Source organism: Streptomyces sp. NPDC086080 (genome assembly GCF_044540255.1).
GTDB lineage: Bacteria > Actinomycetota > Actinomycetes > Streptomycetales > Streptomycetaceae > Streptomyces.
The window spans coordinates 58,184-71,637 of sequence record NZ_JBITRU010000032.1 but is presented as its reverse complement, the minus strand read 5'-3'; the positions used below and the strand labels follow the sequence as shown (position 1 = coordinate 71,637).

General features: G+C 70.0%; 13 protein-coding genes. 5 read left to right on the top strand and 8 right to left on the bottom strand.

Annotation, left to right across the window (positions count from 1 at the left end; genetic code table 11):
- Positions 1-2: 2 nt before the first annotated feature.
- From efeB to ACIF9R_RS30300, 5 genes are all read right to left on the bottom strand, one after another.
- Positions 3-1,241, bottom strand: a complete 1,239-nt coding sequence (gene efeB / locus ACIF9R_RS30320) for an iron uptake transporter deferrochelatase/peroxidase subunit (protein ID WP_399985588.1) — start codon at positions 1,239-1,241, stop codon at positions 3-5.
- A gap of 21 nt (positions 1,242-1,262) precedes the next feature.
- Positions 1,263-2,420: an iron uptake system protein EfeO gene (gene efeO / locus ACIF9R_RS30315; RefSeq protein ID WP_399985587.1), complete on the bottom strand. Its 1,158-nt coding sequence runs from the start codon at positions 2,418-2,420 to the stop codon at positions 1,263-1,265.
- Positions 2,421-2,628: 208 nt separating this feature from the next.
- Entirely contained in the window at positions 2,629-3,450 is an 822-nt protein-coding gene (locus ACIF9R_RS30310; protein ID WP_399985626.1) for a heme ABC transporter ATP-binding protein, read from the bottom strand.
- Between the two features lie 92 nt (positions 3,451-3,542).
- Positions 3,543-4,613, bottom strand: a complete 1,071-nt coding sequence (locus tag ACIF9R_RS30305) for a FecCD family ABC transporter permease (protein WP_399985625.1) — start codon at positions 4,611-4,613, stop codon at positions 3,543-3,545.
- Positions 4,614-4,654: 41 nt separating this feature from the next.
- A complete protein-coding gene (locus tag ACIF9R_RS30300; protein WP_399985586.1) occupies positions 4,655-5,665 on the bottom strand; it encodes a hemin ABC transporter substrate-binding protein in 1,011 nt (336 codons plus the stop codon).
- A gap of 103 nt (positions 5,666-5,768) precedes the next feature.
- Here ACIF9R_RS30300 and ACIF9R_RS30295 point away from each other — a divergent pair, with 103 nt between their 5' ends.
- The 5 genes from ACIF9R_RS30295 (at position 5,769) to ACIF9R_RS30275 (ending at position 11,431) form a co-directional block, all read left to right on the top strand.
- Complete coding sequence (locus ACIF9R_RS30295; RefSeq protein ID WP_399985585.1) at positions 5,769-7,220, top strand: HtaA domain-containing protein; 1,452 nt, start codon at positions 5,769-5,771, stop codon at positions 7,218-7,220.
- A gap of 27 nt (positions 7,221-7,247) precedes the next feature.
- On the top strand, positions 7,248-8,732 hold the full coding sequence (locus ACIF9R_RS30290) for an HtaA domain-containing protein (RefSeq protein WP_399985584.1): 1,485 nt from the start codon (positions 7,248-7,250) through the stop codon (positions 8,730-8,732).
- 148 nt (positions 8,733-8,880) lie between these two features.
- Positions 8,881-9,852 (top strand): toll/interleukin-1 receptor domain-containing protein, encoded by a 972-nt coding sequence (locus ACIF9R_RS30285; protein ID WP_399985583.1) that lies wholly within the window; start codon positions 8,881-8,883, stop codon positions 9,850-9,852.
- Positions 9,849-10,700: a hypothetical protein gene (locus ACIF9R_RS30280; protein ID WP_399985582.1), complete on the top strand. Its 852-nt coding sequence runs from the start codon at positions 9,849-9,851 to the stop codon at positions 10,698-10,700. Before ACIF9R_RS30285 ends, ACIF9R_RS30280 begins: the two co-directional genes overlap by 4 nt.
- A gap of 86 nt (positions 10,701-10,786) precedes the next feature.
- Positions 10,787-11,431 (top strand): PhzF family phenazine biosynthesis protein, encoded by a 645-nt coding sequence (locus ACIF9R_RS30275; RefSeq protein WP_399985581.1) that lies wholly within the window; start codon positions 10,787-10,789, stop codon positions 11,429-11,431.
- Between the two features lie 27 nt (positions 11,432-11,458).
- Here the strand turns inward: ACIF9R_RS30275 and ACIF9R_RS30270 are convergent, their stop codons facing one another.
- The 3 genes from ACIF9R_RS30270 to ACIF9R_RS30260 form a co-directional block, all read right to left on the bottom strand.
- Positions 11,459-12,130 carry a DUF4232 domain-containing protein gene (locus ACIF9R_RS30270; RefSeq protein WP_399985580.1) on the bottom strand — a complete coding sequence of 224 codons (672 nt, stop codon included), beginning with the start codon at positions 12,128-12,130 and terminating at the stop codon, positions 11,459-11,461.
- Positions 12,131-12,317: 187 nt separating this feature from the next.
- The gene (locus ACIF9R_RS30265) at positions 12,318-12,533 is read right to left on the bottom strand and encodes a DUF397 domain-containing protein (protein ID WP_399985579.1); all 216 of its coding nucleotides are present in this window, start codon (positions 12,531-12,533) and stop codon (positions 12,318-12,320) included.
- A complete protein-coding gene (locus tag ACIF9R_RS30260; RefSeq protein WP_399985578.1) occupies positions 12,530-13,402 on the bottom strand; it encodes a helix-turn-helix domain-containing protein in 873 nt (290 codons plus the stop codon). The genes ACIF9R_RS30265 and ACIF9R_RS30260 overlap by 4 nt, the downstream gene beginning before the upstream one ends.
- Positions 13,403-13,454 lie beyond the last annotated feature (52 nt).

The window sequence follows — 13,454 nt, the reverse complement described above, 5'->3', positions numbered from 1 at the left end:
GCTCACGCCTCCTCGGTGAACAGGGACCGGCCCCACCAGTCGTCCCGGTCGCGGACGCCCGGCGGAACGGCGAAGACCGCCGAACCCACGTGCTGGATGTACTCGTTGAGCGCGTCACCGGCCAGGTTCCGCTGGATGCGGATGAACCCGGTCCGCGGATCGCGCTGGTAGGCGAGGAAGAACAGCCCCGCGTCCAGCCGGCCGAGTCCGTCGGTGCCGTCGGTGAAGGAGTAGCCCCGGCGCAGGATCGTCGCCCCGTCGTTGGCCTCGGGGTGGGACAGCCGTACGTGCGAGTCGGGCTTCATCGCCTTCAGGAACGGCTCGTCGTGCTCCTTCGCCCTGCCGACCGGCGCGCCCTCGCCCTTGTCACGGCCGAAGATGTCCTCCTGCTCCCGCAGCGAGGTGCGGTCCCAGGTCTCGATGTGCATCCGGATCCGCCGGGCCACCAGATAGGACCCGCCCGCCATCCAGCCGGGACCGTCCTTCTCCCCGACCCAGACGAACTTGTCGAGGCGGTCCCGCTCCGTCCCCGAGATGTTGCGGGTGCCGTCCTTGAAACCGAACAGGTTCCGCGGGGTCTGGGCGTCGGGAGTCGTCGACGACGTCTTGCCGAAGCCGAGTTGCGACCAGCGCACCACGACCCGGCCGAACCCGATGCGGGCGAGATTGCGGATCGCGTGCACGGCGACCTGCGGATCGTCCGCGCACGCCTGCACACACAGGTCACCACCGCTGCGGTCGCGGTCGAGGTTGTCCCCGGCGAACTTCGGCAGCTCGACCAGCGCTTCGGGGCGCCGCCCGGACAGGTCGAACTTCCCGAAGAGCGACGGCCCGAAGCCGACCGTCAGGGTCAGCCGGGACGGCTTGAGGTCCAGCGCCTCACCGGTGTCGTCCGGCGGCGCCTCGGCCGGACCGCCGTACGCGCCCTCACCGACCGCATGTCCCGCGGTCATCAGCCGTGCGGCCCGCGTCCATTCCTTCAGCAGCTCGACGAACTCGGCGCGGTCCTCGGTCGTCACGTCGAACGCGGCGAAGTGCAGCCGGTCCTGTACCGGGGTCGCGATGCCCGCCTGATGCGCGCCGTGGAACTCCACCGCCGCGCCGGCCTCCGCCCGCGGTTCGTCCCCGGTACGGGCCACCGCGACCGCGCCCCCGGCCGCGGCGGCACCGAGCGCGAGCCCGGCCCCGCCCCAGCCGAGCAGCGAACGCCGCGAGGGCGCCTGTGCGTTGCTGTCCGTCATCGTCACCGCGCTCCCTTGCTTCTACTTCACCACGGCCGCGGCGAGCTGCGACAGCGGCTCCGCGAGCGCGTTGACCGCGTCCGACAGTTCCTTGCGGTCGGCCTTGCCGACCTTGTCGTACGAGGTGAAGTCGTACGACGTCGCGTTCGGCCGGTACCGGTCGAGCAGCGTGTTCAGCGCCGCGAACTGCCGGTCGAGGTCCTTCACCAGCTCCGGGTCGTTCTCCCGGGCGACCGGCTTCAGCAGCGCGTACGACTTCTCGGCGCCCTCCACGTTGGCCTTGAAGTCGACCAGGTCGGTGTGCGAGTAGCGCTCCTCCTCGCCGGTGACCTTGCCGGTGGCGACCTCGTCGAGGAGTTCCTTGGCTCCGTTGGCCATGGACGTGGGGGTGATGTCGGCCTTGCCGACCCGCTTCTGCCAGTCCAGCAGGTCGGTGATCAGCTGATCCGCGAGTTCCTTCTCCCGGTCGCCGATCTTCTGGTCCTGCCAGAGGGCCTTCTCCAGTCGGTGCCAGCCGGTCCAGTCGGTCGCCGGGTCCTGGCCGTCCTCCAGACCGTCCTCGCGGACGTCGACCTTGGGGTCGATGTCACCGAAGGACTCGGCGACCGGCTCGGTGCGCTCCCAGCCGATGCGGGAGGGCGCGTACGCCTTCCGCGCGGCCTCGACGTCGCCTGCCTTGACGGCCTCGGCGAACTCCTTCGCCTTCGGCAGCGTCTCGTCGGCCTGCGCCTGCACGTACGCGCGGTAGGCGGCCACCGCCGTGTCCAGGCGCGGGTCGCGCTCGACGGTCTTGCCGCCGGACGCCTTGACAGCCTGGCGTATGCCCTTGCCGCGCATGCCCGGCTTGCAGGCGATCAGGTAGTCGCCGGCCTTCACCTCGGCGGTGACGCGCTGCTTGGTGCCGGGGCCGATGTTCTCCCGCTCGGTGACCACCCGGTCGTCGGGGAAGAGCAGGTAGACCTCGGTGACCTTGGAGCCCTTGTTCTCGATGGCGAGCTCGACGTGCCCGGCCGGGAACTCCTTCTTCGACACCTCGCACGTGTCGTCGGTGGCCGTCACGGTGACGACCTGTTCCCCGTCCCCGCCGCCCTTCTCGGTGCAGCCGCTGACGGCGGCGAGCGCCGCCACCGTGGCGACGGCGGTGAGGAGGGGCAGTCGGGCGGGTCGGGCGGATCGCATGAAGGCTCCCGTGTGGCCGAAATGATGCGCAATCAGCCCCACGTAAAGAAGGTGAGGCTCACCTAACATACCGAGGCATCGGCTGAGTGATGCCCGCGGGTTCTGTGATCCGCCTCTCATGGACGGCTATGGGCGCGGAACGGTTACGGTGACTCAAAACCGACGCCATGACCAGGTCAAGCAACGGTCAGGGCGGGTCAAGCGGAGGTCAAGCCGTCCGCTCCGGAAGCACCAGGACCGAGCCCGTCCGGGGGTGCGGGAACACCTCGACCGGCTGGTCGTACACCTCCGACAGCAGCCCTTGCGTGAAGACCTCCTCCGGCGGGCCGTCGGCCGTGGGCCGGCCGGCGCGCAGGATCGCCACCCGGTGCGCGTAGGCCGCCGCGAGCCCGAGGTCGTGCAGGACGACGACCACTGCGGCACCGGCGAGCGCCCGCTCCCGGCACAGCCGCAGCACCAGCTCCTGGTGCCGCAGGTCGAGTGCGGCCGTCGGCTCGTCGAGCAGCAGCAGGGGAGTGTGCTGGGCGAGCACCCGGGCGAGCGCCACCCGGGCCCGTTCGCCGCCGCTGAGCGCGGAGAAGGGGCGCGCGGCGAAGCCGGTCACCTCGGTGGCGGCCATCGCCCCGGCCACGGCCGCCGCGTCCTCGTCCGGCCGGGCGGCCGCCCAGGGCGCGCGGCCCATCCGGACCACCTCCTCGACCGTGAAGGGAAAGGAGAGGGAGGCGGACTGGGGCAGCACGGCACGGCGCAGCGCGAGTTCGGGCGCGGACCAGTCGGACGCCGGACGCCCGTGGATCCGTACCGCACCCGCGGTGGGCGTGATATCGGCGGCGAGGACGCTCAACAGGGTCGACTTGCCCGCCCCGTTGGGCCCGACGAGGGCCAGCACCTCACCGGCCCGGACCCGGACGTCGACATCGGCCAGGACCTCGCGGGCACCGAGCCGGACGGACAGCCCCTCGGTCTCGGCGAGCACCTCACCGGACTCGGGAGCGGCCGGGGGCACGGGACGACGGCGCGGACGGATCATGCCCAAGGGACGCTTTCTGTCTCGCTTCCCGTCCGGCTCCATGTCCGGCTCCATGTCCGGCTTCCTGCCCGGATTCCTGTCCAGAGGGCGCTTCATGCCCAGCCTCCCTGCCTGCGCCGGGTGCGGCGCAGCAGCCAGAAGAAGAACGGGCTGCCGAGCAGCGCCGTGAGAACACCGAGGGGGAGTTCGGCGGGCTCGGCGACGGTACGGGCCGTGAGATCGGCCGCCAGCAGCACCAGCGCGCCCAGCAGCGCACTGCCCGGCAACAGGAACCGGTGCCCGGGACCGGCCGCCATCCGCAGCAGATGCGGCACGACCAACCCGACGAACCCGATGATCCCCGACACGCTCACCGCCGCCGCCGTCAGCAGCGCGATGATCAGGACCAGTACGATCCGCAGCCGCTCCACGTCCACGCCCAGGTGCCGGGCCGGGCGTTCGCCGAGCGCCAGCAGGTCGAGCCGGCGGGCGTACAGGGGCGCGACGATCAGCCCGAGCGCCGCGCACGGCACGACCGCGAGCACCTTCGGCCAGGTGGCCTGGGAGAGCGAGCCGAGCTGCCAGAAGGTGATCTGGTTGATGGCGGCGGTGTCCGCGAAGAACAGGAACAGCCCGATGAGGGCGCCCGCGAAGGCGTTCACCGCGATCCCGGTGAGGATCAGCGTCACCACTTCCGTACGGCCGCCCGAGCGGGACATCCCGTACACGAGCAGCACGGTGCACAGCCCGGCGGCGAACGCCAGCACCGAGACCGTCCAGTTCCCGGCGAAGTCCATCCCCAGCGCGATGGCCGCCACCGCGCCCACGGCCGCGCCGGAGGAGACACCGATGACGCCCGGTTCGGCGAGCGGATTGCCGAACACACCCTGCATCAGCGCGCCCGCGCACCCCAGGGACGCCCCGACGAGCAGGGCGAGCACGATCCTCGGGAACCGTACGTTCCACAACACCGACTCGGCGACCCGGTCCAGTTCGGTGCCGCCGAGCCCGATCCGGTGCTGTACGGAGGTGAGGACGTCGCCGACGGGCACGGGATAGGCGCCGGTCCCGGCGGCGACCGGGACGAGGGCGAGCAGACCGGCGACGAGTCCGGCGGTCAACAGCCAGGCGGTGGTGCGCCGCTCGCGAGGCCGTTCCGGAGCCGTCCGCACCGGTCCCGGCACGTTCTTCTCGTTGTTCTCCTTTTCGGTCTTCTCAAGGATGCTCACGCGTCACCGCCGTACAGCTGCTGCACGACCGATGTGAGCGCCTGGTCCGTACGCGGCCCGTAGTTGAGCAGGACGCCGTCCTCGACGGAGACGACCCGGCGGTCCATTCCGGCAGGCGTCTGCGCGATTCCGGGAATCTTCATCAGCCCGTCCATGCCCCCGACGGACTCCAGTCCCTTCGCCATCACGAGGATGGCGTCCGGCGCCGCCTTCACCAGCGCCTCACTGGTGATGGCGGTGAAATCCTTCTCCAGTCCGGACTCGGCCCCGGCGTCGGCCGCTCCCGCCGCCTCGATCAGGGACGTGGCGCCCGAACCCTTGCCGCCGATGAGATACACGGACGCGGAACCACGCAGGTAGAGGAACGCGACCCGCGGCCGGGTCCTCTCCCGTGGCACCGACGCGCTCACGGCCGCGATCCGCTGCTCGGTGCGGCGGGTCAGTTCCCTGCCCGCGTCCGGTACGCCGAGCGCCCGGGCGACGCTCCCGATGCGCGGACCCACGTCGTCGAGCCCGGTCGCCCCTTCCACGACCAGGATCGGAATCCCGGCGGCGCGGATCTGGTCCATGGCCTCCGCCGGTCCGGTGGTCGACTCGGCGATCACCAGGTCGGGCCGCAGGGACAGCACGCTCTCGGCGGAGACGTCGTGTCCCCGTGTGACGACGGGGAGTTCGGCCGCCTGCTCGAAGGTGGCGGTCACATCGCGGGCGACGACCCGCTCCCCGAGGCCCAGGGTGAACACGATCTCGCTGAGGCTTCCGGAGAGCGGTACGAGCCGCTCGGCCCGCTCGACCGTCAGCTTCCGGCCGTCGGCGGAGCGGACGGTGACCGGAAGTTCCGGTTCCGGTGTGCCGGTGAGGGGTTCCACGCGGTCGGGCCGCGCGGCGGAGTCCTTCGCCGGGGGAGCGGCCGCCGCGTCGGAGGAGCCTCCGCAGGCGGTCGTGGTGAGGGTGAGGGCGATTACGGACAGCAGTGCTCCCGCCAGTCCGGTGCGCAAGCGTCGCACGGTTCCGTCCGATCCTTCCGGCAGTGGTGGATATTGACCAAGGTGCAGCTTAGGTTAGCCTTACCTTTGTTCGCTACCGGCTGTCGTCTCCGGAGGACCTCCCATGCCCACCCGCCTCCGCGCCCTGGTGACCGTGCTCTGCGCGGCCGTCCTGGGGGCGCTCCTCCCGGCCGCCGCGGCCCACGCCGAGAGCCGTACCGTCCAGGGCGGACGGCTCGACTGGGGCATCAAGACGTCCTTCCAGCGCTACATCACCGGCCCGGTCGCGAACGGGAGTTACTCCCTCACCGGCGGCGCGGCCACCGTCGGCGGCAGCGGCTTCCGCTTCCACTCGGCGACGGGAACCTACGACGGCGACACGGGCACCTTCCGCGCCGCCTTCTCCGGCGGGGTGCGCTTCGCCGGCCACCCCACCGATTCCGGGGCGTATCAACTCGACCTCACCCTCAGCCGTCCCACCGTGAGCATCTCCGGCTCGACCGGCACGCTCCATGTGGACGTCACCAGCAAGGCGAAGGACACCGGGGCGGTCACGACGTCCCACCAAGTGCCCTTCGCCTCCCTCTCCCTCGGCGGGATCGACATGCGGGGCGGCGGCACCTCCGTCGTCCTCAACAACCTTCCCGCCACCCTCACCGCCCAGGGCGCCCGGTCCTTCGCCGGCTACTACACGGCCGGGACGGCACTGGACCCGGTGAGCCTCTCGGCGGACGTACGGCAGGCGGCTCCGCGGGAGCCGTCGAGCGCACCGACGACGAAGACCCCCCAGCCCAAGACGACTTCGAACGCCTCGAAGGCCGGAAAGCTCACCGACGGAGCCGTCGACTGGGGCGTGCGCCGCACCTTCCGCGAGTACGTCACCGGAGACATCGCCAAGGGACGGTGGACCCTGTCCTCCGGCGCCCTGGACGGCGGCGCCCTCTTCCGCTTCCCGGACAGCGAGGGAACGTACACCGGCGGCGACCTGACCGCCTCCTTCAAGGGCACGGTCCGCTTCACCGGCGCACACGGCCTCGACCTCATCCTGAGCGGCATCCGCGTCACCGTCGCGGACGACAAGGGCACCCTCTACGCCGATGTGAAGTCGCCGGACCACACCGGCAGGAAGGTCCCGCTGGTCACCTTCACGGCCAAGGACCTCCAGCCGAAGAACGGCCTCGTCACCCTCACCGAAGCCCCCGCGAAACTCACGGCGAACGGCGCGAAGGCCTTCGCCGGCATGTACCCCGAGGGCACCGCGATGGACCCGGTCTCCCTGGCCGTCGCCCTCACCGCGAACGCCGAACTCCCCGCACTGCCGGACCTCGGCAGCACCCCGGCGGCGTCTCCATCGGCGTCCGATGCCTCGTCCGATGCCTCGTCCGATGCCTCGTCCGATGCCTCGTCCGAGCCGGTGGTGAAGGCCGCGCAGCAGGACGTCGGCGACGACGGAACTCCCGCCCTCCCCCTCGCCATAGCGGCCGGATCACTGCTGGCGCTCGCCGCAGCCGCCGCGTTCACGGTCCGCAGGCGCCGCGCACGACCCGCTGCCGCGGACACCCCGCAGCACGACTGAACCCCTTCACCCCAAGGAGTACCGACCATGTCCGCAAGACGACGCCGCTCCCTCGCCCTCGCCGCCGCGGTGGCCACGGCGGCGGGCCTCGGCGCCACCGTCGCCCCCTCCGCCTCCGCCGCCGAAGTCCCCCTGACCGGATATGAGTTGACCTGGGGCATCAAGCAGTCCTACCGCACCTACGTCGCCACCTTCGCGAAGGGCACGTTCACCCCCTCGGAGGGTGCCTCCCAGGCCGAGGGCAACGGCGTGTTCACCTTCCCCGAAGGCGCCGGCACCTACGACTCCACCACCCACCGGATGTCCCTCACCTTCAAGGGCGAGCTGACCATCAAGTCCGAGGCACACGGGTTCGAGATCGGCCTCTCCGACGTGAAGTTCGACAGCGTGGACGCCGAGATCACCGCGGACGTCACGCGGGGCGGCACCACGGAGGACGACGTCCCGCTCGCGACCGTCACGGTCACCCGCCAGATGACGGACATGGCGACCACGCTGACTGAGGAGGCCGGAACGGTCTTCGGCAGCGCGAGCTACGCGGGAGCGGCGGGCGACCCGCTGACCCTCGTGAAGAAGACCGTGCCGGAGCCGACCCCGTCCGCCACGCCGCCCACCACCCCACCGACGTCACCGGGCCCCGAGCCCACCCCGACGACCACGGCCACGACCGCCCCGCCGACGACGAAGGCCCCGACCCCGGCCCCGGACCCGTCCGCCACGCAGTCGCAGACGACCGCCCCCGCCACCAAAGGCGAGATAGCCGACGGCACGCTCGGCTGGGGCGTGAAGCAGTCCTTCCGTACCTACGTCACCGGCCCGGTGGCCAAGGGCAGGATCACCGCGTCGGCCGGCGCGACGCAGGCCACCGGCAACGGCGCCTTCACCTTCACCGGCGCGAGCGGCACATACGACATGAAGGCCGGCACGCTGAAGGCCGCCTTCAAGGGCGCGGTGAACTTCAAGGGCCACGAGGAGAACGGCACGTACGGCCTCGACCTCACCCTGACCGACCTCAGGGCGACCCTCGCCGACGGCACCGGCACCCTGTCCGCCGACGTGAACCGCCTCGGCGAGGCCTCACAGGACGTGGTCCTGGCCGAACTGAAGGCCAAGTCCCCCGCCCTGACCGCGAAGAACGACGTCATCACGGTGAACGACGTGACGGCGACCCTCACCGGGGCGGGCGCGACGGCCTTCGGCGACTTCTACACGGCCGGCACGGAACTCGACCTGGTCAACCTGTCCATGGCCCTCACCGACGACGCGAAGCTCCCCGACGGCACGGGCGGCTCCGGCGGCAGCACCGGTTCCGGCACCACGGGTGGCGGCTCCGGCGGCGCGGGCCCCACCGGTTCGACCACCGGCGGCGTCGGCTCGACCATCGGCGGCAGCCTCGCCAGCACCGGTTCGGACGTCCCGGCCGGCGCCCTCGGCGCGGCAGCCGGCGCGGCCGTGGCGGCGGGCGCCGGCATCGTCCTCGCACTCCGCAGGCGGGGTACGACGACCGAGTGAGCCAAGAAGAGGGGTGCCCCCACCAAGGGCACCCCGTTCCCATTGACCCGATTCGTCGCTGGTGAAACGCATTTACCGATAAGTGTGATGCGGTACCCTGGCGCGGGATTGTCGACATCGCCCAGAAGCTGACAATTGGGGGACACGGGTGCGTTGGGACGTCTTCGTCAGTCACGCCTCGGAGGACAAGGAGTCCGTGGCCATCCCTCTGGCAGAGGCGTTGACCGCGCGTGGCCTTCGGGTGTGGCTCGACCGGCACGAGCTCAAGATCGGAGACAGCCTCCGACAGAGCATCGACGAGGGCTTGGCAAAGAGCCGGTTCGGGGTCGTTGTGCTGAGCGAGGCCTTTTTCGACAAGCGTTGGTCAGTGAGGGAACTCAACGGCCTGGTCGCGGTGGAGAGCCTCGGTGTGAAGGCGATTCTGCCGGTGTGGCACGGCATCGACCACGCAACCCTGGTGAAGCATTCGCCGATGCTCGCCGACCGGGTCGCGGGGAATACGGCGAACGGGATCGAGCCCCTCGCCACAGCGATCACCACCCTGGTCCTCGCCGAACCGGGTGGAACACCGGCGGTGGACACCCCGACCGTCGGCGGGCGTCTGCTGGACCTGGTGTGTCGTGACGACCGGGCCGCACTGGAAGAGTTCCTCGCCCTCCACCCCACCATCCTGCGTAACGCGTTCGGCCGGTCCTGGACCGAAGTGCGCCGTGGGGTGAAGATCGAGGACACCGGGATCGAGCTGTGCGTGGGCTCCTTTCAGCTGACCCCGAGGACCTGGCGGTGGCGCGGTGTCATCCTCGGATCTCCGTCCGCATCGCCTGTCGACCGGCACGGTACCGTCTCCGAGAAGTTGCACGACTTGGCCACGCTCACGGCACGCGTGAGATCCGCGCCGAGCCGGTACGGGCCACTGCGCCACCTGGAGGCGTCGCCCCACCTCCGGCCACGTCTACCCGACTTCAGGCCGGCTGATTTCGAGCTGACTGCGGTCACCGGCCGACGCGGCACACTCGGCACGGAGCAGGCTGCGGCGTTGGCCGAGTTCAATGACCTTCACCACGGTTTCCGTGTCCGTACCTACGACTGGCTCATCGACGCGGCGATGGACCTGACGTGATCGACGAAGAGTGGCTCGAGGCGCAGCGATTCACCACGTTCGACGGCCACAGGGTCGTCGGTCTTCTCGGCATCGGAAGCGAGCACGTGACATTCGAGGTGCGAAAGCGGGACGGCACGGGCGTCGCACGCCAAACGCGCCTTGAGCACCTCGGCTACCACATCAGAGAGCTACCGCTGTTCCTGACCGGTGAGCCGGCGTACGATCTCGACCGGCTTGCGCGGAAGCTGGCCGGACTCCGCGGTGCCACGGCGCTGGACGCCATGACCAAGCAATACAACCGCCTGCACTGTGCGGTCATCAAAGTTCTTCACCAACACGGTGTCACTGGTGTCCTGGCTGCCGCGTTCGAAATGATCACCTTGGACTTCGTCGTCTTCCTGCTGAAATCGCCCGGCGTGCGGCGAAGACTGACTGAGTTCACCGAGCTTGCGGACCGGGTGGAGCACCGCGGGTTCGTGCTGACCGATGTCAAGGTCAACGAACCCTTTCCGATCCATGATCAGCGCGTCCATCTGAAGCGGTGGGCGGCGTCAATGGTGGACCACATCGACGAGCTCAGCATGGAGAGCGACCACCTGCATCCGGACCTGCTTCCTGACAACCCGCTGTATGTGTGGGGTGCGGCCCTCACGGACGGGTTCGTCACCGACGCGGAGATGGAAAGGGCTGCCGCGTTCGTCGACAGGCCCTTCACCGGCCCCGATCAGCCGGATGTGACCCTGCGGTACCAAGAGCAGGCGCTCGCTGTTGCTCACCTCCTGGACCACTTCCTCACGGACACACACGTTGAACGTTTCGTTCAGTTCTGCCGGCTCGCCGGCTACGAGTTCCCGCTCAACCGTTAAAAGGGGGCCGAGCCGGGTCACCGTCCGCAGCGACCGTCAGCCGACGGCGAACGGTCTCGCAGGCTGCGCGGTGCTTGAATGCCCCCGTGACTGATTACGACGTGCTGCGTGTCTTCTGTGGGCCCCGGGGCGGGTACGGCAACGAGCTGGGGGTCGTCCGCAACGGCGCCGTGATGCCCGAGCGGGAGGAGCGGCAGGAGTTCGCCGCGAAGCTCGGGTTCAGTGAGACCGTGTTCGTCGACGACCCCGAGCGCGGGGTGATCGACATCTACACGCCCACCCTGCGGCTGCCCTTCGCCGGGCACCCCTGCGTCGGTACGGCCTGGCTGATCGACGTACCCGAACTCGTCGTGCCCGCCGGGGTGGTGGGGGCCCGGCAGGACGGGGAGTTCTGCTGGATCGAGGCGCGGGCGGAGTGGGTGCCGCCGCGCACCCTGCGCCAGTACGGCACCGCCGCCGAGGTCGACGACCTGCCCGTGCCGCCGAAGGGGGAGTGGATCTACGCCTGGGCCTGGCTGGACGAGCCCGCCGGCCGGATCCGCGCCCGTGCCTTCCCCGGCCGCGACGACGGCATCGACGAGGACGAGGCGACGGGCGCGGCGGCACTGCTACTCACCGACCGCCTGGGCCGTGCCCTGAACATCACCCAGGGCACGGGCTCCCAGATCCTCACCGCCCCGCAGCCGGAGGGCTGGACGGAGATCGGCGGCCGGGTCTATCTGGAGCGCTGAGCGGGTGGAACCCGGCAGACCGGTCCGTCACTTTGACATGATGAAGTCCAGCGCGCCGCCGGAAGCCGTCGTCCAGTAGGTGACGAGCTGGCCGTCGTCTGCGTACAGCGGGCCGTCGGGCAGGGGGACGTTGATGGGATCGCTTCCCTTGCTGCCGAGCTCACGGCCGTGCAGCGTGAGGGTGATGCTCTTCGCCTCGTACTCGTCCCGGCCGCCCCCGGCCACGAGCAGCGCGACGTGGGCTTCCTCCATCGGGGCGATGGTGACGGGCTTCCCCGGATCCGGGGAGCTGTTCTCGATCACGGGAACCATGCCCTGGGCGTCGGCGCCGAGCCGTACGTGGGGGTAGTGGTACAGATCGCACTTCTTGTCGCCGACGTTCTGGACGGTGAGGAGGAGCTGCCTGGCTTCCGTGCTGCCTGCGGGTTCCCGTACGGAGGAGGCCGCGAGGTTGTCCCCGGTGCAGGGGGCGATGGCGGCGTTGTTGCCGTTGCCGTTGACGCCCGGGGTGTCGTCGTCCGGCTTGTGCTTCGGCTTCGACGCGCCAGGCCGCTTCGTGGAGCCGGTCTTGTGCGAGCCGCCGCCCGCCTCCGACTGGCACGCGGTGGACGCGAGCAGCGCGGTGACGACGGCGGCGCCGATGGCGTAGGCCCGCCAGCCTCTGGAGTTGGCGCGGTTCGTGCGGGCAGTGGTGTTCATTGCGTTCCCCCGTGATCGGTCGTGGACGGCCGCTCACAAAAACCCGGCCGCAGACAGATTTTGGGCCGGATTCCCCGTCCGCAACCGTGGCTCGCCGGTCTGTTACCGGGCAGGTACACGGAACTGACCGTTTCGTGGGAAGCGCCGGCCCTCACTGGTGCCGTGCGGGAGAGGCGGGCGGCCGTGCCTACTCGGAACGCCCACCGCTCAACTGCGCGACGAAGACGCCCCAGGCGTCACGGCTGAAGGGGATCACGGGACCGGCCGGGTTCTTGCTGTCGCGCACGGGGGCGAGGGTGGTGCCCTGGGCCAGTTCGAGGCAGTCACCCTGCCCGCCGCTGTAGCTGCTCCTTCTCCATATCGCTGTGTCGGGGATCGTGCGGTCGAGGCCTGCGTGGCTCATGATTTGTACTCCTTGGCGACGTGTCGGATCAGCGCGAGTGAGTCCGTCGGTGGCAATGCTGCCATTCGGGCGTCGTCGAAGAGCGCCTGGTAACACGCCACTTCGGGCTCCCGCTCCATCCAGAGGTTGCCGGTCGGCGTCTCGGTGAGGACCAGATCGAGTGAGGCCATCTGCGGAAAGGCGAGCAGGAGGTACGGCCCGTACATGCTCGAGTGCGCACCACGTGAGAACGGGAGTACCTGAATGGTGATGTTGGGGCGTTGCGCCATGGTCAGGAGGTGGTCCAACTGTGCCCTCATCACGTCCGTACCGCCCACCCGCTGGTGCAGAACGCCTTCCGCCAGCACCGCCCAGTACTCGATGGGGCCTTCGCCGGTGAGCCGTTCCTGGCGGGCGAGGCGTACTCGAACGAACTGGTCGATCTCCTCCGGCGTCTGCCACGCCCGTGAGGCGACGGTCACCGCCCGCCCGTACTCCGCCGTCTGCAAAAGGCCGGGAACCAGTTGTACCTGGTACGTCCGGATGCTCTCGCAGATGGACTCCATCTCGATCTGATCGATGTACGTATCGCTGAGCACGGAGGCGTACGCGTGCCACCACCCCTCCCTGCGCCGTCGATTGGCCCTGCGGGCAAGCGCCACGAGGCGGTCCTGCGCCGCCCGCTCTTCCACCCGGTATGTCTGCATGAGCGCGATCAGGTCGGGGCTGCGCACAGGGACGTGACCGTTCTCGATGCGGCTGATCTTCCCCTTCGTGCAGTCGAGCGCCTCAGCGGCTTCAGCCATGGACACGCCTGCCGCTTCGCGGAACTTCTTCAGTTCGTCACCGAGTTGGCGCCCCAGCACGGTGGACGGTTTGACAGTGGGCATGGACAACTCCCTATCAGAGGCGTACTCCCCAACGGACCGCCTCATACCCGAA

Bases quoted from the DNA above. Each gene is read 5' to 3' on its own strand.
- efeO (WP_399985587.1), bottom strand. From the start codon at position 2,420: ATGCGATCCGCCCGACCCGCCCGACTGCCCCTCCTCACCGCCGTCGCC.
- ACIF9R_RS30310 (WP_399985626.1), bottom strand. From the start codon at position 3,450: ATGATCCGTCCGCGCCGTCGTCCCGTGCCCCCGGCCGCTCCCGAGTCC.
- ACIF9R_RS30290 (WP_399985584.1), top strand. From the start codon at position 7,248: ATGTCCGCAAGACGACGCCGCTCCCTCGCCCTCGCCGCCGCGGTGGCC.
- ACIF9R_RS30260 (WP_399985578.1), bottom strand. From the start codon at position 13,402: ATGCCCACTGTCAAACCGTCCACCGTGCTGGGGCGCCAACTCGGTGAC.
- ACIF9R_RS30265 (WP_399985579.1), bottom strand. From the start codon at position 12,533: ATGAGCCACGCAGGCCTCGACCGCACGATCCCCGACACAGCGATATGG.
- efeB (WP_399985588.1), bottom strand. From the start codon at position 1,241: ATGACGGACAGCAACGCACAGGCGCCCTCGCGGCGTTCGCTGCTCGGC.
- ACIF9R_RS30295 (WP_399985585.1), top strand. From the start codon at position 5,769: ATGCCCACCCGCCTCCGCGCCCTGGTGACCGTGCTCTGCGCGGCCGTC.
- ACIF9R_RS30270 (WP_399985580.1), bottom strand. From the start codon at position 12,130: ATGAACACCACTGCCCGCACGAACCGCGCCAACTCCAGAGGCTGGCGG.